The 17,871-nt window shown below is 71.2% G+C and carries 17 protein-coding genes, 1 tRNA gene and 1 pseudogene; 7 read left to right on the forward strand and 12 right to left on the reverse strand.

All coding sequences use genetic code 11. The features are described from left to right. The first annotated feature begins 130 nt into the window (after positions 1-130). The 3 genes from OVA28_RS17950 to OVA28_RS17960 all read left to right on the forward strand — a co-directional run bounded on the left by OVA28_RS17950 (position 131) and on the right by OVA28_RS17960 (position 4,845). A complete protein-coding gene (locus tag OVA28_RS17950; RefSeq protein WP_268097943.1) occupies positions 131-1,330 on the forward strand; it encodes a cobalamin-independent methionine synthase II family protein in 1,200 nt (399 codons plus the stop codon). A gap of 109 nt (positions 1,331-1,439) precedes the next feature. Beyond that, complete coding sequence (locus OVA28_RS17955; protein ID WP_194661845.1) at positions 1,440-2,810, forward strand: ATP-binding protein; 1,371 nt, start codon at positions 1,440-1,442, stop codon at positions 2,808-2,810. Then, positions 2,803-4,845, forward strand: a complete 2,043-nt coding sequence (locus OVA28_RS17960; RefSeq protein ID WP_268097945.1) for a vWA domain-containing protein — start codon at positions 2,803-2,805, stop codon at positions 4,843-4,845. Before OVA28_RS17955 ends, OVA28_RS17960 begins: the two co-directional genes overlap by 8 nt. 163 nt (positions 4,846-5,008) lie before the next feature. Here the strand turns inward: OVA28_RS17960 and OVA28_RS17965 are convergent, their stop codons facing one another. From OVA28_RS17965 to OVA28_RS17975, 3 genes are all read right to left on the reverse strand, one after another. Continuing rightward, positions 5,009-5,773 (reverse strand): SCO1664 family protein, encoded by a 765-nt coding sequence (locus OVA28_RS17965; RefSeq protein ID WP_268097946.1) that lies wholly within the window; start codon positions 5,771-5,773, stop codon positions 5,009-5,011. Further along, positions 5,770-6,297 (reverse strand): DUF3090 domain-containing protein, encoded by a 528-nt coding sequence (locus tag OVA28_RS17970; protein ID WP_194661670.1) that lies wholly within the window; start codon positions 6,295-6,297, stop codon positions 5,770-5,772. Before OVA28_RS17970 ends, OVA28_RS17965 begins: the two co-directional genes overlap by 4 nt. Positions 6,298-6,380: 83 nt before the next feature. Next, positions 6,381-7,097: a histidine phosphatase family protein gene (locus OVA28_RS17975; RefSeq protein ID WP_268097947.1), complete on the reverse strand. Its 717-nt coding sequence runs from the start codon at positions 7,095-7,097 to the stop codon at positions 6,381-6,383. 72 nt (positions 7,098-7,169) lie between these two features. On the opposite strand from OVA28_RS17975, the gene OVA28_RS17980 reads away from it, so the two are divergent. Next, positions 7,170-7,628 (forward strand): GtrA family protein, encoded by a 459-nt coding sequence (locus OVA28_RS17980; RefSeq protein ID WP_194661668.1) that lies wholly within the window; start codon positions 7,170-7,172, stop codon positions 7,626-7,628. 65 nt (positions 7,629-7,693) lie between these two features. Beyond that, positions 7,694-8,122 carry a BLUF domain-containing protein gene (locus OVA28_RS17985; protein WP_194661667.1) on the forward strand — a complete coding sequence of 143 codons (429 nt, stop codon included), beginning with the start codon at positions 7,694-7,696 and terminating at the stop codon, positions 8,120-8,122. A 20-nt stretch (positions 8,123-8,142) separates the two neighbouring features. On the opposite strand, the pseudogene OVA28_RS19250 reads toward OVA28_RS17985, so the two are convergent. The 4 genes and pseudogenes from OVA28_RS19250 to OVA28_RS18000 form a co-directional block, all read right to left on the reverse strand. Next, positions 8,143-8,457: pseudogene (locus OVA28_RS19250) on the reverse strand (GNAT family N-acetyltransferase); the annotation flags it as partial. Positions 8,458-8,692: 235 nt separating this feature from the next. Then, positions 8,693-9,931, reverse strand: a complete 1,239-nt coding sequence (locus OVA28_RS17990) for a Panacea domain-containing protein (protein ID WP_268097948.1) — start codon at positions 9,929-9,931, stop codon at positions 8,693-8,695. Between the two features lie 110 nt (positions 9,932-10,041). Next, positions 10,042-10,662: a TetR/AcrR family transcriptional regulator gene (locus OVA28_RS17995; RefSeq protein WP_268097949.1), complete on the reverse strand. Its 621-nt coding sequence runs from the start codon at positions 10,660-10,662 to the stop codon at positions 10,042-10,044. A gap of 58 nt (positions 10,663-10,720) precedes the next feature. Beyond that, on the reverse strand, positions 10,721-11,371 hold the full coding sequence (locus tag OVA28_RS18000) for an SDR family oxidoreductase (protein WP_268097950.1): 651 nt from the start codon (positions 11,369-11,371) through the stop codon (positions 10,721-10,723). Between the two features lie 347 nt (positions 11,372-11,718). Between OVA28_RS18000 and OVA28_RS18005 the strand changes: the two genes are divergently transcribed. Further along, entirely contained in the window at positions 11,719-12,720 is a 1,002-nt protein-coding gene (locus OVA28_RS18005; protein WP_268097951.1) for a GAF and ANTAR domain-containing protein, read from the forward strand. 33 nt (positions 12,721-12,753) lie between these two features. Here the strand turns inward: OVA28_RS18005 and OVA28_RS18010 are convergent. The 3 genes from OVA28_RS18010 to serS all read right to left on the reverse strand — a co-directional run bounded on the left by OVA28_RS18010 (position 12,754) and on the right by serS (position 15,107). Then, positions 12,754-12,841, reverse strand: a tRNA-Ser gene (locus OVA28_RS18010). A gap of 134 nt (positions 12,842-12,975) precedes the next feature. Then, positions 12,976-13,839 (reverse strand): HAD family hydrolase, encoded by an 864-nt coding sequence (locus tag OVA28_RS18015; RefSeq protein ID WP_268097952.1) that lies wholly within the window; start codon positions 13,837-13,839, stop codon positions 12,976-12,978. After that, a complete protein-coding gene (gene serS, locus OVA28_RS18020) occupies positions 13,836-15,107 on the reverse strand; it encodes a serine--tRNA ligase (protein WP_268097953.1) in 1,272 nt (423 codons plus the stop codon). The genes OVA28_RS18015 and serS overlap by 4 nt, the downstream gene beginning before the upstream one ends. A gap of 126 nt (positions 15,108-15,233) precedes the next feature. Between serS and OVA28_RS18025 the strand changes: the two genes are divergently transcribed. Further along, positions 15,234-16,319 (forward strand): diacylglycerol/lipid kinase family protein, encoded by a 1,086-nt coding sequence (locus OVA28_RS18025; RefSeq protein ID WP_194661658.1) that lies wholly within the window; start codon positions 15,234-15,236, stop codon positions 16,317-16,319. Positions 16,320-16,363: 44 nt separating this feature from the next. Here OVA28_RS18025 and pheA read toward each other — a convergent pair whose 3' ends face one another. Together pheA and OVA28_RS18035 are read right to left on the reverse strand one after the other, a co-directional pair. Further along, positions 16,364-17,320, reverse strand: a complete 957-nt coding sequence (pheA, locus tag OVA28_RS18030; protein ID WP_268097954.1) for a prephenate dehydratase — start codon at positions 17,318-17,320, stop codon at positions 16,364-16,366. Positions 17,321-17,330: 10 nt separating this feature from the next. After that, complete coding sequence (locus OVA28_RS18035) at positions 17,331-17,867, reverse strand: MarR family winged helix-turn-helix transcriptional regulator (protein ID WP_194661656.1); 537 nt, start codon at positions 17,865-17,867, stop codon at positions 17,331-17,333. Between the last annotated feature and the right edge of the window lie 4 nt (positions 17,868-17,871).

A 17,871-nucleotide genomic window follows, 5' to 3' on the forward strand; every position in this document is an offset into this window, starting at 1 on the left:
CCCACGGCCCGGCACAGATGGAGAACCTACGCCCGGATCGCCGATGTGGTTCGGGTCCGGAACGGCACGGCACGGCGCACGCGGCGGACACCAGCGGCCGCACCGGTCCACCCACAAGTAGCGTTGCAGCGTGCCGCTCCAGAACTCGACCGACCGCATCCTGACCACCCACACCGGATCGCTCCCCCGGACGCCGGAACTCAGCGCCCTGCTGGTGGCCCGCGACCAGGGCGCGCCCTACGACGAGGCCGCGCTCCGCGAGGAGACGGCAGCCGTCCTCGCCCGCACCGTCGACGCGCAGCTCGACGCCGGGCTCGACGTGGTGAACGACGGCGAGGTCCCACGCGTGGGCTTCTCGACCTACATCCGCGAGCGCCTGACCGGGTTCGGCGGGACCGGCCACCGCAAGCCGACGCTCGACTCGGTCAGGTTCCCGGGCTACGCCGCGTTCCAGGCGAAGCAGATCGACGAGGGCGCCGAGGTCGCCCGGGTCTGGGACACGCCCCTCGCGCAGGGCCTGCTGCAGTACGACGAGGAACGCGCCGGCATCCGCGAGGACCTCGACGGCTTCGAGCGGGAGCTCGCCAGGAACGCGGCGGCCGGTCGGACCCCCGCCGGCACCTTCATCTCCGCGGCGACGCCCGGCATCGTCGCGACGACGATGCTCCTGGACGAGGCGAACCCGCACTACGCCGACCACGGCGAGTACGTCTTCGCCCTGGCCGAGCAGCTCCGCGTGGAGTACGAGGAGATCGTCGCCCGCGGGCACATCCTCCAACTGGACGCTCCTGACCTCGCGATGGAGCGGGTCATCCACTTCGGCGACGCGAGCACCGAGGAGTTCCTCCAGGCGGTCGACCTGCACGTCGACGCGCTCAACCACGCGCTCCGCAACATCCCGAAGGAGCGGACCCGCCTGCACGTCTGCTACGGCAACTGGCAGGGCCCGCACCAGGACGACGTGCCCGTCGACGTGCTGCTCCCGCACCTGTACCGCGCCGAGGTCGGGTCCTTCAGCATCCCGTTCGGCAACCCGCGCCACGCGCACGAGTTCCCCGCCTTCCGCGACCTGCCGCTGCCCGACGGTGCCGTCCTGGTGCCAGGGGTCATCGACGTGACGACGAACTACCTGGAGCACCCGCAGCTCGTCGCGAACCGCATCGTCGAGGCAGCCGAGGCCGTCGGGGACCCGACCCGCATCGTCGCCGGGACCGACTGCGGGCTCGCCACGTTCGCCAGCTACGAGTTCGTCGCGACGGACGTCGCGTGGGCGAAGCTCCGCTCGCTGACCGAGGGCGCCGAGATCGCGAGCAAGCGGCTCTTCGGCTGACGACCCGAGACGGTCACCGACGACGGACGGGAGGATCGTGGCGGCGCCGCCACGATCCTCCCGTCCGTCAGTGGGGCGGCGTAACGTCGACGACGTGACCCGACCCACCATGAGAACGGTCGGCGAGCTCCGCACCTCTGGTCACGTCCAGAAGACGGTCCGCGCCGAGATCCGCGACAACCTGCTCACCGCCCTCCGAGAGGGCACCGATCCGTGGCCCGGCCTGCACGGCTTCGCGACCACCGTCGTCCCCCAGCTCGAACGTGCCCTGATCGCCGGGCACGACGTCGTCCTGCTCGGCGAACGCGGCCAGGGCAAGACCCGACTGCTCCGCACCCTGCAGGGCCTGCTCGACGAGTGGACCCCGGTGATCGCCGGGTCCGAGCTCGGCGAGCACCCCTTCGAACCGATCACCACGGCCAGCATCCGCCGTGCCGAGGAACTCGGCGACGCCCTCCCCATCGACTGGTGGCACCGCGACGGCCGCTACGTCGAGAAGCTCGCGACCCCGGACACCTCCGTGGCCGACCTGATCGGCGACGTCGACCCGATGAAGGTGGCCGAGGGCCGCAGCCTCGGCGACCCCGAGACCATCCACTTCGGGCTGATCCCCCGGGCGCACCGCGGCATCGTCGCGATCAACGAGCTGCCCGACCTCGCCGAGCGCATCCAGGTCGCGATGCTCAACGTGATGGAGGAGCGCGACGTGCAGATCCGCGGCTACGTGCTGCGGCTGCCGCTCGACGTCCTCGTCGTAGCGAGTGCGAACCCCGAGGACTACACCAACCGCGGCCGGATCATCACGCCGCTGAAGGACCGCTTCGGCGCCGAGATCCGCACGCACTACCCGATCGAGCTCGAGGACGAGATCGCCGTCATCCGGCAAGAGGCCGAGCTCACGGCCGACGTGCCGGACGCCCTGATCGAGATCCTCGCCCGCTTCACCCGGGCGCTGCGGGCATCGAGCGCCGTCGACCAGCGCAGCGGTGTCAGCGCCCGGTTCTCCATCGCCGGTGCCGAGACCGTCTCCGCCGCCGCCGTGCACCGGGCTGCCCGTCAGGGCGAGTCCGAACCGGTCGCCCGGCCGATCGACCTCGAGACCGCCGTCGACGTCCTCGGCGGCAAGATCGAATTCGAGTCCGGGGAAGAGGACCGCGCGGACGAGGTCCTCGAGCACCTGCTCCGCACCGCCACTGCCGAGACCGTCCGGTCGCGGCTGCGCGGGCTCGACCTCGCGCAGCTCATCGAGGCCCTCGACGGCGGCACGATGGTGACCACCGGCGAGCAGGTCTCGGCTCGCGCGTTCCTCGAGGGGCTGCCGTCCCTCGGTGAGTCCGACCTCTACGACCGGATCTGCGAGCGACTCGGTGCCACGAACGACGGCGAGCGAGCCGGCGCGATCGAGCTCGCGCTCGAGGGCCTGTTCCTCGCGCGGAAGATCAGCAAGGAGTCCGGCGGGGGCGAAGCCGTCTATGGCTAGTCGGCAGAACCGCCGGCTGTCACGGGACACCCGGTACGGACGGTACGAGGGCGGTCCAGACCCCCTCGCCCCGCCCGCCGACCTGTCCGAGGCGCTCGACGCCATCGGTCAGGACGTCATGGCCGGGTACTCCCCCGAGCGCGCGATGCGGGAGTTCCTGCGTCGCGGCGGCCGTGACCAGCGGGGCCTCGACGACCTCGCGCGCCGCGTGGCCGAGAAGCGTCGCGAGCTGACGAGCAGGAACAACCTCGACGGCACGCTGCAGCAGGTCAAGCAGCTGCTCGACGAGGCGCTGCTCGCGGAACGTGGTGAGCTGGCGCGCAACGTCGACCTCGAGGACGGCGACCGGGCGCTGGCCGAGATGCAGCTCGACAGCCTGCCGCCCTCGCCCGCCGCCGCGGTGACCGAGCTCGCCGGCTATGACTGGACGAGCCCCACGGCCCGTCAGAAGTACGAGGAGATCAAGGACCTGCTCGGGCGGGAGATGCTCGACCAGCGCTTCGCCGGCATGAAGCAGGCGCTCGAGAACGCCGACGACGACGACCGCGCCGACGTCCAGGCGATGATGCAGGACCTCAACCAGCTGCTCGAGGACCACCGCGCCGGCACCGACTCGCAGGAGCAGTTCGACGAGTTCATGGCGAAGCACGGGGAGTACTTCCCGTCGGACCCGAAGAACGTCGACGAGCTCCTCGACGACCTCGCTGCCCGGGCCGCCGCCGCCCAGCGGATGCGCAACTCGATGACCCAGGAGCAGCGCGACGAACTCGACGCCCTCGCCCAACAGGCCTTCGGCAGCCCCGACCTGATGGGTGCGCTGTCGCAGCTCGACGGCAACCTCCGTGCGCTCCGCCCCGGCGAGGACTGGGGCGGCTCCGAGCGGATGGACGGCGAGCAGGGACTCGGGCTCGGTGACGGCACCGGTGCGTTCCAGGACATCGCCGACCTCGACGCCCTCGCCGAGCAGCTGGCGCAGTCGGGTCCCGGCTCGGACCTCGACGACCTGGACCTCGAGTCGCTGGCCCGTCAGCTCGGGTCCGAGGCCGCGGTCGACGCCCGCACCCTGCAGCAGCTCGAGAAGGCCCTGCGGAACTCCGGCACGATGCGCCGCGGTGCCGACGGCCAGTACAAGCTGACCCCGAAGGCCATGCGGCAGCTCGGCAAGAGCCTGCTGAAGGACGTCGCCCAGAAGATGTCGGGACGCCAGGGCGCGCGGGACCTCCGCCGGTCCGGGGCCGCTGGCGAACCGTCCGGCGCGACCCGCCAGTGGGCGTTCGGCGACACCGAGCCCTGGGACATCCCCCGCACCATCACGAACGCCGTGACCCGCACTGCGGCGTCGGGGCGCGACGGAGCTGCCGTCCGCCTGACGATCGACGACGTCGAGGTCCAGGAGACCGAGGCCCGCACGCAGGCCGTCGTCGCCCTGCTCGTCGACACCTCGTTCTCGATGGCGATGGAGGACCGCTGGGTCCCGATGAAGCGCACGGCCCTGGCGCTGCACACGCTCATCTCCACCCGGTTCCGCGGCGACGACCTGCAGCTCATCGCCTTCGGTCGCGAGGCCGAGGTGATGGACGTCGAGCAGCTCGTCGGGCTCGACGCCGAGTGGGACAAGGGCACGAACCTGCACCACGCCCTGCTGCTGGCGAACCGGCACTTCCTGAAGCACCCGACCGCGCAGCCGGTGTTGCTCATCGTCACCGACGGGGAGCCGACCTCGCACCTCGAGCCGAACGGGCAGGTGTACTTCAGCTACCCGCCCGACCCGATGACGATCGCGCTGAGCGTCCGCGAGCTCGAGAACGCGCACCGGCTGGGCGCTCAGACGACGTTCTTCCGCCTCGGCGACGACCCGGGGCTGGCCCGGTTCATCGACGGCATGGCACGGCGTGTCGACGGCACCGTCACGGCCCCGGAGAACGACGACCTCGGCGTGGCCGTGGTCGGGTCGTACCTCGGGTCACGGCACGGTGGTGCGCTCTTCCGCGACGACGACTGGGGCGGTGGCGGCGCGTTCAGCCGCTTCGGCTGACGGGCGCGTGCCGCGGACGGGAGGCTCGGTGCCAGCTGGCACCGAGCCTCCCGTCCGTCATTCGGCTGGTCCGCGCGCCGAGACTCGGTCCTGCGGACGGATGGCGCGCGGTGCGGCCCGCAGGATGTCCGCCGGGGCGAGACTCGGCCCGGCCCGCAGCGCGTCAGAACAGTGGCCAGGGAACCGCCGGGCCGTAGCCGGCCGGCGGGGGGAAGCGGCCGACGGCGGCCAGCGCCGCGCACCGGGCCTCGAGGTTGTCGATCTCGTCGACGGTCAGGTGCTCGGTGAGCTGCTCACCGAGGTCGCCGTGCAGTGCCGTGGTGACGCGCTCCAGCCCGGCGAGCTCGTCCGCGTCGAGGGGCTCGTCGACCCAGCCCCAGAGCACCGTGCGGAGCTTGTGCTCGACGTGGAAGGTGAGCCCGTGGTCGACACCGTGGCGGTGCCCGTCGGGCATCGCGAGGACGTGTCCGCCCTTGCGGTCCGCGTTGTTGACGACGACGTCGAAGACGGCCATCCGCCGGAGTGCCGCGGTGTCCTCGTGCACCAGGGTCACGGGGCGGTCGTGTTCGTCGATGGCCTCGAGCACGGTCTTCATGCCGGATGCCTCGGCCTCGTCGGTCGGGACCACGTCGACGGCGTCCTGCTCCGGGTCGACGTCCTGCCAGCGCTGGACCATGCCGAGCCCGAGGGGTCCGGTCCCGAGCCAGGTCGGCGGGACGACCCGCCAGCCGAAGGCCTCCGACACCAGGAACGCCGAGTACTCACGGCCGGCCAGGGTGCCGTCCGGGAAGTCCCAGAGCGGCTTCTCACCGGCGATCGGCTTGTAGACGACCTCGTGGCCGTCGAGCTCTGCGAGGAACGTGGCGTTGGAGGCCTCACGGATGCGGGCCGTGAGCGTCATGCCGGAGGGGTCCGGCGCCTCGCTCATGCCTCGCCGGGCAGCCGTCCCGCGGCCACCACTTCGCGCGTCCGTTCGACGAAGGCCCGGGCGGTGCCGACCGGGATCTTCACCTGGAGCAGTTCGGCGGGCTCCGGCATCTCGACGACGGCCTCGAGCTCGCCGTCCTCGCCGGGTTCCTCGCTGACGATCTCGAGCTCGTCCTCGATCGGGTAGGCCTCGATGACGACCTGTGCCGTCGCCGGGTCGAACCCCAGGCTCAGGGCACCGGCGCGGAACTCGGGCTCGACGGGCTGGTCGAGCGGGTCCACGTCGTGGAGCTCGCGCGGGACGGTGGGCGGGACGCTGAAGCGGTTCTCCTCCACCGTGGCGACCTCGTCGAGGAGCTCGTCGAGCTTCTCGGCCAGGACCGCCGACTGTTCCTTCTCGAGGGCGACGCTCACCACCCGGCGGCCGTCGCGGGCCTGCAGGTAGAAGCTCCGCTCACCGGGGCGCCCGATGGTGCCGACGACGAGACGATCCGGCCAGTCGAATCCGTGGACGATGGTGGGCATACCGGCATTGTAGGAGCGCCAGCCTGCGCCCGTTCAGGGTCTGGCGGAACCCGTCTCCGAACGCAGGGCTCCGTCGGGGTCCGTCAGGCGCTCGCGGCGCCCTCGTCCGGCGCCGGGTTCCCTGCTCCGCCGCCGATCGCGGCGTCGCCGGTCGGGGCAGGGGCCTTCGCCAGCCAGGACAGGTCACCCGACTCCGTGTTCGTCGCGACGACCTCGGGTCGGTGCTCGCCGTAGCGGACGACGGACACCGACGCGGGCCCGACCGTGATCCGCTGGAACAGGTCGAGGTGCATGCCGAGGGCGTCGGCGAGCACGGACTTGATGATGTCGCCGTGGCTCACCGCGACCCAGACCGCGTTCGGGCCGTGCTCGGCCTCGACCTGCGCGTCGAGCCGCCGGATCGCGGCCACCGCCCGCGACTGCATGGTCTGCATCGACTCACCGCCGGGGAACACCACCGCGCTCGGGTTGGCCTGCACCACGCGCCACAACGGTTCCTTCGCCAGGTCGCTGATCTTCCGGTTCTGCCAGTCGCCGTAGTCCGCCTCGATGATGCCGCGCTCGACGAGCTGCTGCGGCTCGCCCGGCTGGAACGCCGTGATCGCCCTGGCCGTCTGCCGGCACCGCTCGAGGGGGCTCGACACCACCGCCGCCAGCGGCACGGCGCCGATGCGTTCCGCCGTCGTGGCCGCCTGTCGCTTGCCGACCGAGTCGAGCGCGACGCCGGCGGTCCGACCGGCCAGGAGCCCGGTCGCGTTGGCGGTGGTGCGTCCGTGCCGGACGAGGAGGACGGTGGCCATGCGCACGATCCTATTCACGCGGGGGCGGGGCGGATTCGCTCGACGGGGCCTGGCATGGTCATACTGATCCTGATGGATGCACTGCTCCGGTTGTTCCGCCGGTACCCCTCAGCGGGACGGTTCCTGGTCGTGGGTGGCATCGGCTTCCTGATCACGATGGTGATCAACTACGGCCTGAAGCTCTTCGTCATCCCCCAGCACCCCGTCACCGCGCTCGTGATCGGCACCGTCGTCGCGACCGTCGTGTCGTACTGGCTCAACAAGAAGTGGTCGTTCGGCGACCGCGGGAGCCGGCACACCGGGCTCGAGATGCTCTACTTCGTGATCGTCAGCGCCATCGGCATCGGCCTGAACTCAGCGCCGCTGTACCTGTCGCGGTACGCCTTCGGCCTCGAGGTCCCCAACGTGACCCGGGCGACCCAGGAGATCGCGGACTTCGTCAGCGGACCGGTCATCGGCACCGCGATCGCGATGGTCTTCCGGTACTGGGCGATGAGCCGCTGGGTGTTCGTCCGTCGCGCGGACGTCTGAGCGACTTCGTTCGTTTCCCGCCGTCCAGGGGTGTCTCGAGCCCCCGGACACGGCAAGATGGAGGCGTGCTGGTCTCCATCGTCTACATGAGTCGCGCTGCCGACGACTTCGGTGACGACGACCTCGCGGAACTCCTCACGGGGTCGCGGCTCCGGAACGAGGCCATGGGCATCTCCGGGCTGCTCGTGGCCAAGGGCGGCCGGTTCATGCAGCTGCTCGAGGGACCGGCCTGGAGCGTCGACGACCGTTTCGCCGCGATCTCGCGCGACGCCCGGCACCTGGAGATCACCTCGCTCATCCGCGAGGACATCGAACAGCGCCGGTTCGACGGCTGGTCGATGGCGTTCCGCGGACTCGACGACACGGACCTGCACGAGGTCGAGGGCTTCAGCCCGTTCCTGTCCGGGTCGATGGACTTCCCGCGCTCCTTCGACCGCACGAGCGCCGCGTGGCTGCTCAAGTGGTTCCGGGACCGCGAGCTCCACGACGTCTGACCCGAGCTCCCGGCAGACCGCTAGCGAGTCCCGACATCGGAGTGGGCGAACGCGCGGCTCCGTTCGAAGGCGTCGACCGTTGCCGTTCCTGTGTCGAGGGCGGCGATCGTCGAACGGAGTGAGCTGATCGACATGCTGAGCCACAACGACGATCCGAGGCAACGGACGAAACCGTGGGCTTCGTACCAGGACGCGCGGTACTCGTCCGAGGCCTCGACCACGAAGTGCTTGGCTGGAAGGACGCTTGCGACGACCAGAGCCGCACGGCTCGCGTCGAGCAGGAGCCGTGTCCCGTGTCCTCGGCCTTGGTGTGCCCGGTGCACGGCCAGCCGTTGGAGCTGAACGGCTCGGAGCTCCTGGCGCCCCCTGCCACCTCGATCGAGCCGTGGTTCAGCGCGTAGACCGCGACCACGGCGCCGACGGAGTTCAGCGCGACGTGCACGGCGGTCCGACCTGCTCGGTCGTCCTTGAGCGCCCGTTCACGGACCCAGCAGTTCATCCACTCGTCACCACAGTCGAACAGCTGGCGGTGATGCGTGTGGCTGAGCCGTTCGATCGTCACCCAGGGCGTCACGCCCGGTCCTGCCCACGCAGCACCGCCGCCGCGAACCGGGCATTCACGGAGTCGTCGTCAGCGGCCGACGCGAGGGTGTCGAACTGATCGCCCGTCACGTACCGGATGCTCGACCGCGGAAGGTCTGGAACCGGCCCGTCCCCCGCAAGGAGCTTCGAGTAGTACGAGCGCATCGCGTCCGTGGTGATCGGGTTGTTCCTGCCCGGGACGTAGACCGAACGCCACGGTTCCTCGGCGTGGGTGAGATCCACGAGCGCGTGGGACTCGAACTGTCCGTAGTACTGCACCACGCTCCGGAGGACCGCGAGAGCGTAGTCATCCAGCTCAGTGCCGCCACCAGGACCGACCATCGCGGACGTGACACAGTAGTGACCCTTGTGGAACGGCCACAGGTCCACAGCGACCGGCCCGTGCCTCCATGCCTGGATCACGCCGTCGAACATCGGACGTTTGGTCTGCGTGACGTGCCAGGCCTGGCAGTAGTAGACGAGCTTCTGCAACTTGTAGGTGTCCGCGGATCCCCCCAGCGCATCGAGGACCAGGGACGCGACTGCCGGTGCGGTGCTCATGGTGCTCCCTTCCGCCGACGACCCTACGCGAACCGGGACATCAGTGTCAGGAGTTGGTATGCAACATGTGGACCGGTCAGCGCGCCGACCCGCTCCACACGCCGACGTCACCGACGTCCCACCGCGGCGTGGAGGTCGTCGTGCCGCCATCGTGCCGCGCCGCCCGACGCCGCTCTCCCGGTACAACCACCCGTAGGCGACGGCCTCCGGCTCGACCTCCGACCGGATGAGGGCGCAGTACCGGGCGCTCCCCCGCTCGTTCAGCGCCTCGGTGAGCGTCGCCCGGTCGATGACACAAGCGTCGGGGGCAGTGGCGTCCCGGGTCGGCGCGACGTCCTGCGCCCGGCCGTCCTCCCCGTGCCGCCCGGTCCAGGCGAACAGGTCCCAGTCGTCCTCGGTGATCGTCGCGTCCGGCGAAATGGCGACGTCGACGACGGCGACGTAGGGTTCGCCCTCCGCCGGGGTGTTCGCGTCCACGATGCCGGCGTGCCCCCACGCGTCCGCCTGCGCCTCGGTCGCGCGGTCGAGCGAGCGGAACGTCATGGTCACGTCGACGTCGACCGCACGGCTGATCCGCCCCGTCAACGGCGTCCCGGGTGCCGCGTCCGACGTCGCGCGGGTCACGAGGACGAACGCGGTCAACCCGATGCCCAGCACCAGGACCACCGCCGCGACCCCGACAAGGCACCCGAGCGGCGCGCGCAGACGGCCCCGGCGCGGGCCCCTCGCTGCCCCGGCACGACGAGCGGCACCACGCCCAGCCCCCGACGCCCCGCTCACGCGAACACGTCGTCGACGACCCGCAGCAGCCGCTCCCGGTGTGCCCGATCGACGACCGCGTGGACCAGGACCCGCCACATGGTCGCCACCACGGGCAGCAGGTCCGCGCGCCCGGAGCGCACGTTCGACACCAGCTGTACGCCGGTGAAGTACGGCACGACGGTCCCGCCGAGCGCCTCGGGCGTCAAGTCGGTGCTGACCTCGCCGCTGGCGATGGCGAGCCGGAAGACGTCGACCACGCCCGCTATCCACTGCTCGTAGAAGCTCGCCGTCTGCTGGGCGAGGACACCGTGCTCCAACGAGATCCGGATCCCGGCACGGACGACGACGTCGCGCATCAGCAGGTCGGCGATCCCTCGCGACGCCCGGACCAGCGTGCCGATCGGCGACGGGTCACCGGCACTCATCGCGGCGAAGGTCCGTGCGTTCTGCTCGTCGATGACCGCGAGCGCCACGGCGTGCTTGGTCGGGAACGACCGGTGCAGGGATCCTTGGCTGACGCCGGCGGCCCGCGCGATGCCGGCGATGCTCGCCGTCGCGTAGCCGTCGCGGTCGAACTCGACGGCCGCCGCCTCGACGATCACGTCGCGTCGCCCTGCTCCACCCACGTCATGCACGCGGCAACGCTACCGGCACGGGACAGCGGGCACCCCCGGAGTCCCGTGCCGGCGCGGCTCAGGCCTGGTCGGCGCGGAGGAACTCGGCGATCGGGGTGCTCCCGGCGTTGAACCGGTAGGTGCTGCCGGCGGTGCCACCGGTCTCGAGCACGTCGGCGACCACGTGGGCGACGTCGCCGCGGGACACGTTCGTGCCCTCGCCGGCCCAGTCGACCTGCCCGGTGGGCTCGTCATCGGTCAGGGTGCTCGGGGCGACGATCGTCCACTCGAGCCCGGAGTCGCGCACGACCGCGTCGGCCGTCATCTTGGACTGGGCGTAGGCGAAGAAGTCGTCGTCCTGGGGCACCCCGTGGTCGAGCTGCGAGCCGGACCACGACACCATGACGTACCGCTCGACACCCGCGCGCGCGGCTGCCTGCACCGACAGCACGGCGGCGTCGCGGTCGATCGCCCAGGTCCGGTCCACGGACCCCCCGCCGGCACCGGCGGACCACACGACGGCGTCCTGGCCGCGGACCAGGTCCTCGAACCCGGAGATCGTCTGCTCCTGGATGTCGGCGACCTCCGGGTCGCCCCCGTGGGCACGGACCTCGTCGGCCTGCTCGGCCTTCCGGATGACGGACGTGACGTGGTGGCCCCGGTCGCTGAGGATGCGCGTCGCGAGGAGTGCGACCTTGCCGTGGCCGCCGAAGATGATGATGTCGCTCATGGCCTCGACGCTACGCGGGGCTCCTCAGCAGCAGATGACCGCTCGGCCCCTCGGGAGCGTCGGGCGAACATCGAGCGCGTCACCGTGTCGAACCCGAATCGACATGGTCGAACCCGAATCGACATGGCAACACACTCGCAGACGCCGGTACCAACGGCTCCTGCTGTCACGGCCGACCAAGGTCGTCGTGGGCTGCGGCAGCCGGTCACCCGGCCACATGAAGAGCAAACCAGGCCCGGGGTGTCGGGCAGAACCCCCCGAACGGGAACGCGCGTTCTCTGGCTAGTCAGTTCGTTTCGTGTCCACTGTGGAGGGGCGCTCGGGGTGGGGCGTGTTGCATCGTCGGCATGAAGTACCTCGTCTACGGCAACGACCGCGTCATGACCGGTGACTCCATCGCCGACGCGGTGCTCGCCTACTCGGTCGTGTTGGCACAGCACAGCACCACCGACCTCGTCGACGTCCCGACCGCCGATGCCCACGGAGCCGCGGCCAGCGTCGGGCTGCTGCTCGGTCCGGCGATCGCGGTGATGAGCGAACCCGCTCCGGACGACGAGCTCGAACCCGAGGACGCCGCGTTCGTCGCCGAGATCACCCGACGCATCAACCGCTTCGAGCGACACCTCGACACGACACGGCACCCCGACCGCTTCGACGGGCTGTCCGCGGAGCTCGAGGCGGTGCTCGACCCGTCCCTCGACGTGCTCGACGCGATGGACCGCGTGATCGACACCTGTGTCCGGTGCACGTCAGCGACCGAGGCCGGCATCGTGCTGGCCGACCGGTCCGGGACCCTGCACGTCATCGCGTCCACCAGCGAACGGTCGACGGACGCCGAGGAGGCCCAGCTCGGCACGAACGAGGGCTCCTGCATGGACTGCTTCCACACCGGGCAGACGATCGACGTGCCGGACGTCAGGACCCGCGCAGCCGACTGGCCCGCGTTCGTCGAGACGATGCGCGAGCGCGGCATGGTGGGCACCTTCGCCGAACCCATCCGGCTCCGTCGCACCACGATCGGCTCCCTCTGCGTCTTCGCCACGCACGACCAGGGCCACGACGACCGTGACGTCGTGCTCATGCAGCTGCTCGCCGACGCCGCGTCCGCCGCGCTCGTGCGACAGCGCGACCAGGGGCGCATGCAGAGCCTCGACGCCCAGGTCCAGGACGCCCTGGAGGCCCGGATCACGCTCGAGCAGGCCAAGGGTGCGCTCGCCCATCGTCAGGGCATCGGGATCGACGAGGCGTTCCAGGCGCTCCGGACGAGCGCTCGCGGCGCCGGACGCGGCCTCCGCGAACTCGCCGAGGACGTGATCCACCGGGGCGAGCGCCTCGACGGCGTCATCTGACCACCGAACCGTGCGGCGCGGCGGCCAGCCACCTGGCGGAGAGTGTGGGATTCGAACCCACGAGACATCACTGCCCACCTGTTTTCAAGACAGGCTCCATCGGCCACTCGGACAACTCTCCACGACCCGGCCACGTGGCGAGACGTGACCGGGTCCCTGGAAGTGTACCGGGCCTCCCGGCCGCGCAGCGTTTGCAGACCGGCCAGGACCGGCCAGGACCAGCCAGGACCAGCCAGGACCAGCCAGGACCGAGCGCTACCGCGGCAGCGTGTCGAGCGCAGCCGCCAGGCCGTCGTCCGTGACGCCCCCGGTGACCTCGCTCGCGGCGTCGACCACGTCGGACGGGGCCTGCCCCATCGCGACCCCGCGGCCGGACGTGGACGCCCACCGCAGCATGTCGATGTCGTTGCGGCCGTCACCGGCGGCGAACACCCGGGAGCGCGGGATGTCGAACCACTCGCGCACACGTTCCATCGCGGTGGCCTTCGTCACGCCCTCGGGAGCGATGTCGAGCCAGGCGGTCCAGCCGACGTTGTACGAGACCTTGTGCAGGCCCATCCGGTCGACGATCTTCAGGAACTCCTCGAGACCGTGCTCCGGCGAGATCACCACGACCCGGGTGGCCTGCACGCCGAGCAGCTGCTCGAACGGCACGTGGTCGCCGTGCTTGGTCATGGCGTCGTCGGGGAACTGCCCGGAGAGCAGGTAGCGACCGTCGGGCGACTCCACGCCGTACGCGCCGTTCGCCAGGGCGCCGCGGATGGTCTGCAGGACGTCGGTCGGGTCGAAGGTCTCGACGTGGACACGCACGTAGCCGTCGATCGCACCGGGGGCACTGGACCGGCGGAGGGTGACGGCGCCGTTGGCACAGACCAGGTACTCGGGCTGGATGCCGATCTTCTCGAGCACGGGCACGGTCATGCCCTCGCTGCGACCGGTGGAGAGCATGACCTCGTGCCCCGCGGCCGCTGCAGCCTGGATGGCGTCGACGGTGGCCTGGGTGACGACGCCGTCCTCGCGCATCACGGTGCCGTCGATGTCGAGCGCGACGAGCCAGCGCTTGACGCGCGTGGCGGCAGCCGACCCGTGGGACGACGACGATCCGGGTGTGCTGGTCATCGGGGTCCGATCACCTCGACGCCGCCGAGGTACGGGCGCAGGACCTCGGGCACGACGACCGTGCCGTCCGCCTGCTGGTGGGTCTCGAGGATCGCGACGAGCCACCGCGTGGTGGCGAGCGTGCCGTTCAGGGTGGCGACCGGGGCCGTCTTGCCGCTCTCGGTGCGGTAGCGGATGTCGAGGCGACGGGCCTGGAACGTGGTGCAGTTCGACGTCGAGGTGAGCTCGCGGAAGGTGCCCTGCGTGGGGACCCAGGCCTCGAGGTCGTACTTGCGCGCCGCACTCGTGCCGAGGTCGCCGGCGGCGGTCTCGATCACGCGGTAGTGCAGCCCGAGGTCCTGCAGCATCGACTCCTGGTACGCCATGAGCTTGGCGTGTTCGGCGTCGGCCTGGTCCGGGTGGACGTAGGAGAACATCTCGAGCTTGTTGAACTGGTGCACGCGCAGGATCCCGCGGTTGTCGCGGCCCGCCGACCCGGCTTCGCGTCGGTAGCAGGTCGACCAGCCGGCGTAGCGGAGCGCCTGGTCGTCGCCGTCCGGGAACGCCAGGATCTCGTCGGCGTGGTAGCCGGCCAGGGCCACCTCGCTCGTGCCGGTCAGGTAGAGGTCGTCGGCTTCGAGCCGGTAGACCTCGGCCGCGTGCTCGCCGAGGAAGCCGGTACCGGCCATCGTCTCGGGGCGCACGAGCGTGGGCGTGATGAGCGGGACGAACCCGTGCTGGACGGCGCGGTCGAGCCCGAGCGACATCAGCGCGATCTCGAGCCGGGCGCCGAGGCCCTTGAGGAAGTAGAAGCGCGAGCCGGAGACCTTGACGCCCCGGGCGATGTCGATGATGTCGAGGGCTTCACCGAGGTCGGCGTGGTCCTTCGGCTCGAAGGCGAACTCCGGCTTGGTGCCGACGGTGCGCAGCGTGACGAAGTCGTCCTCGCCGCCGGCGGGGACACCGGGCAGGACGACGTTGGGGATCGCGCGGACGACGCGGTTGAAGGTCTCCTCGGCGGCGGTCGCGGTGGCCTGGGCCTCCTTCACCCCGGCGGCGAGCGCCTGGGCCTGCTGCACGAGGGCGGCCTTCTCGTCCTTCGGGGCCTTCGCGACGGTCTTGCCGAACGCGTTCTGCTCGGCGCGCAGTGCCTCGTACGACGTGATCGCGCTCCGCCTGGCGGCGTCGGCGGCGACGGCCTCGTCGACGACGTCGACGGAGGCGCCGCGCGCAGCCTGTGAGGCCTTGATGACATCGGGTTCGTCGCGCAGCAGCTGTGGGTCGATCACGGTCCCATCCTAGCCAGGGGCGGACTGGAGGCTCAGGGCGGCCCCGGCACGAGCCTCCCGTCCGCCCCGTGTCCAGACCGCGGGACGGCGCGCGCTCCACAGGCCCGGCCCGGTACCGTCTGTTGCATGTCATCGCCCTCGGAGACCGCGTCCACGCGTCCGGACGCCCTCGCCCCAGAGCGGCAGACCGCCGCAGTCATCTACAACCCGGTCAAGGTGGACCTGCCGAAGCTGCAGCAGACGGTGGAGCAGCACCAGCGCGAAGCGGGCTGGAACGAGACCCTGTGGTTCGAGACCTCGGAGGAGGACCCGGGCGGCGGGATGACGCGCGAGGCCCTCGCGTCCGGCGTCGACGTCATCGCTGCCGCCGGTGGTGACGGCACCGTCCGCGCCGTGGCCGAGGTCGTGCACGGCTCCGACGCGGCCCTCGCCCTGCTGCCGAGCGGCACGGGCAACCTGCTCGCGCGGAACATCCCCGCGCCGGTCGACGACCTCCGCGCGAGCGTCCACACGATGTTCCACGGCGAGGAACGCGCCATCGACTTCGGGACCGTGCGTGTCGAGCGCCCGGACGGTGCGCGCGAGGAGTTCGGCTTCCTGGTGATGGCCGGCCTCGGGCTCGACGCCCGGATGCTCGCGAACACGAAGCCCGAGCTGAAGAAGAAGGTCGGCTGGCTCGCCTACGTCGACTCGTTGATCCGCTCACTGCGGGACGCCGACGCGTTCGAGTTCCGGTACCGCCTGGACGGCGAGGGCAACCGCTCGGTGCGCGCACACTCCCTGATCGTCGGCAACTGCGGCATGCTGCAGGCCGGCGCGACGCTGCTGCCCGACGCCGAGATCGACGACGGCGTGTTCGACATCGTCGTCATGCGCCCCCGTGGCTTCTTCGGCTGGGTCCGGATCGCCGCCCGCATGCTGTGGGAGAACGCGATCCTGCGGTCGTTCCGCCGGTCCGCTCTCGGCCAGACGGCGATCGGCAAGCGCATCACGACGCGTGCCCGCGAGGAGCGCCCGCTGCGCTACCTGCGCGGCGAGGAGTTCACCGCACGGCTCGAGCGTCCGGACGAGTTCGAGATCGACGGCGATCCGGTGGGCGAGGTCGTGGCCTTCCGCGCCGAGATCGACGCCGGTGGGCTGCGTGTCAAGGTCGCCGGGCCCGAGGACCAGACACGCTCGACGCGGCAGGTGCGGGGCGCGCACCGCCGCTGACGGCAGGGCGCGTGGGCGCGGTGTGCCCGTCGGGCGTCGGTGCGTCAGTGCTCGTCGGGTTCGCCGGACAGGATCGCCTGGAGCCACGCGCGGGCATCGACGAACGCGGCGTCCGAGTAGCGCAGGGACACCTCGGTCTCCTGCCGGTCGGCTCGCGGGTACGACCCGAGGAACGTCACGCGGGGGCTGAAGCGGCGCAGCCCGAGCAGGGCGTCGGCGACCCGTTCGTCGCGGACGTGGCCGTCGAGGTCGATGACGAACCGGTAGCGACCGAGCTCGTCACCGATCGGCCGCGAGGACAGCAGCCCCATGTTGATGCCCCTGGTGGCGAACTGCTCGAGCATGTCGACGAGGGCGCCGGGGTGGTCGGCGGGCAGCTCGACGATGACGCTCGTCTTGTCCGAACCGGTGCGCTCGGGGATCGAGAGCGTCTTCGACACCAGGACGAACCGCGTCACCGCGCTGCTGTTGTCGCCGATCGACTCCGCGAGCACGGCCAGGTCGTGGTGGTCGGTGATGCCGGGCGGGGCGACTGCGGCGTCGGCGGTCGGGACCGCGTCGAGCAGCGCCACGGCGGCGGCGACGTTCGAGGACGCCGGGATGTGGCCGTGCCCGGGCACGTTGGCCTCGAGCCAGCGGTGCGTCTGGGCGTAGGCGACGGGGTGCGCGTTCACCGTGCGGACGTCGGCGAGCGCGGTGCCGTGCCGGGCGACGAGCACGAAGTCCACGGGGACCAGGTACTCCCCCACGATGCGCACGCCGGGGATCCGGGCGAGGGCGTCCTGCGTGGCGCTGACCCCGCCGTCGACGCTGTTCTCGATCGCGATGACGGCACCGACCGAGCGGCCGGACATCACGTCGTCGAGGGCCTCCCCGACGTTGTTGACGCTCCGCCAGGGCTTGCCGGCCGCGGCGTCGACGAGCTTCAGGGCCGCCTCGGTGAACGTGCCGGCCGGTCCGAGGTAGCTGTACGTGTCGGACTCGACCTCGGGCTGGCTCATGCCGCCGAGCCTATTGCCCGGTGAGCCGCGCTTCGCACAACGCGGTGTCGTCCTCGTCGCGCGGGTACGTCAGCGCCGCGAACCGCCCGTCGGGGTCGAGCGTCGTCAGGAGCGACTTCGCGATCCCGTCGAGCTGCACGACCTGTTCCTCGGACAGCGCGTCGATGACGAACCGACGTGCCGTGCGGACGTGGTCGGGCGCGGCCTCGACGATCGTGGCGTACCCCGCGTCGGTCAGGCGGACGTCGGTGGCCCGGCGGTCGTCCACGGACGGGCACCGCGACACCAGCCCGCGCTTCTCGAGCCGGGACACCACGTGGGACAGCCGTGGCAACGACGCGTTCGTGGCCGAGGCGAGCGCCGACATCCGGAGCGTCCGGGTGTCGGTCTCCGAGAGCATCGCGATGACCATGTAGTCGAAGTGCGTCAGGTCGGCGTCCCGCTGCAGCTGCTGGTCGAGCGCCGCCGGCAGGAGCTCCATGACGGCGACGAGCTTCATCCAGGCACGCAGCTGCTCGCGCGTCAGCCAGGGCGTCTCGTCGGTCATGACC

Origin of the sequence: Curtobacterium sp. SL109, assembly GCF_026672405.1 — a bacterium.
Classification (GTDB): Bacteria; Actinomycetota; Actinomycetes; order Actinomycetales; family Microbacteriaceae; genus Curtobacterium.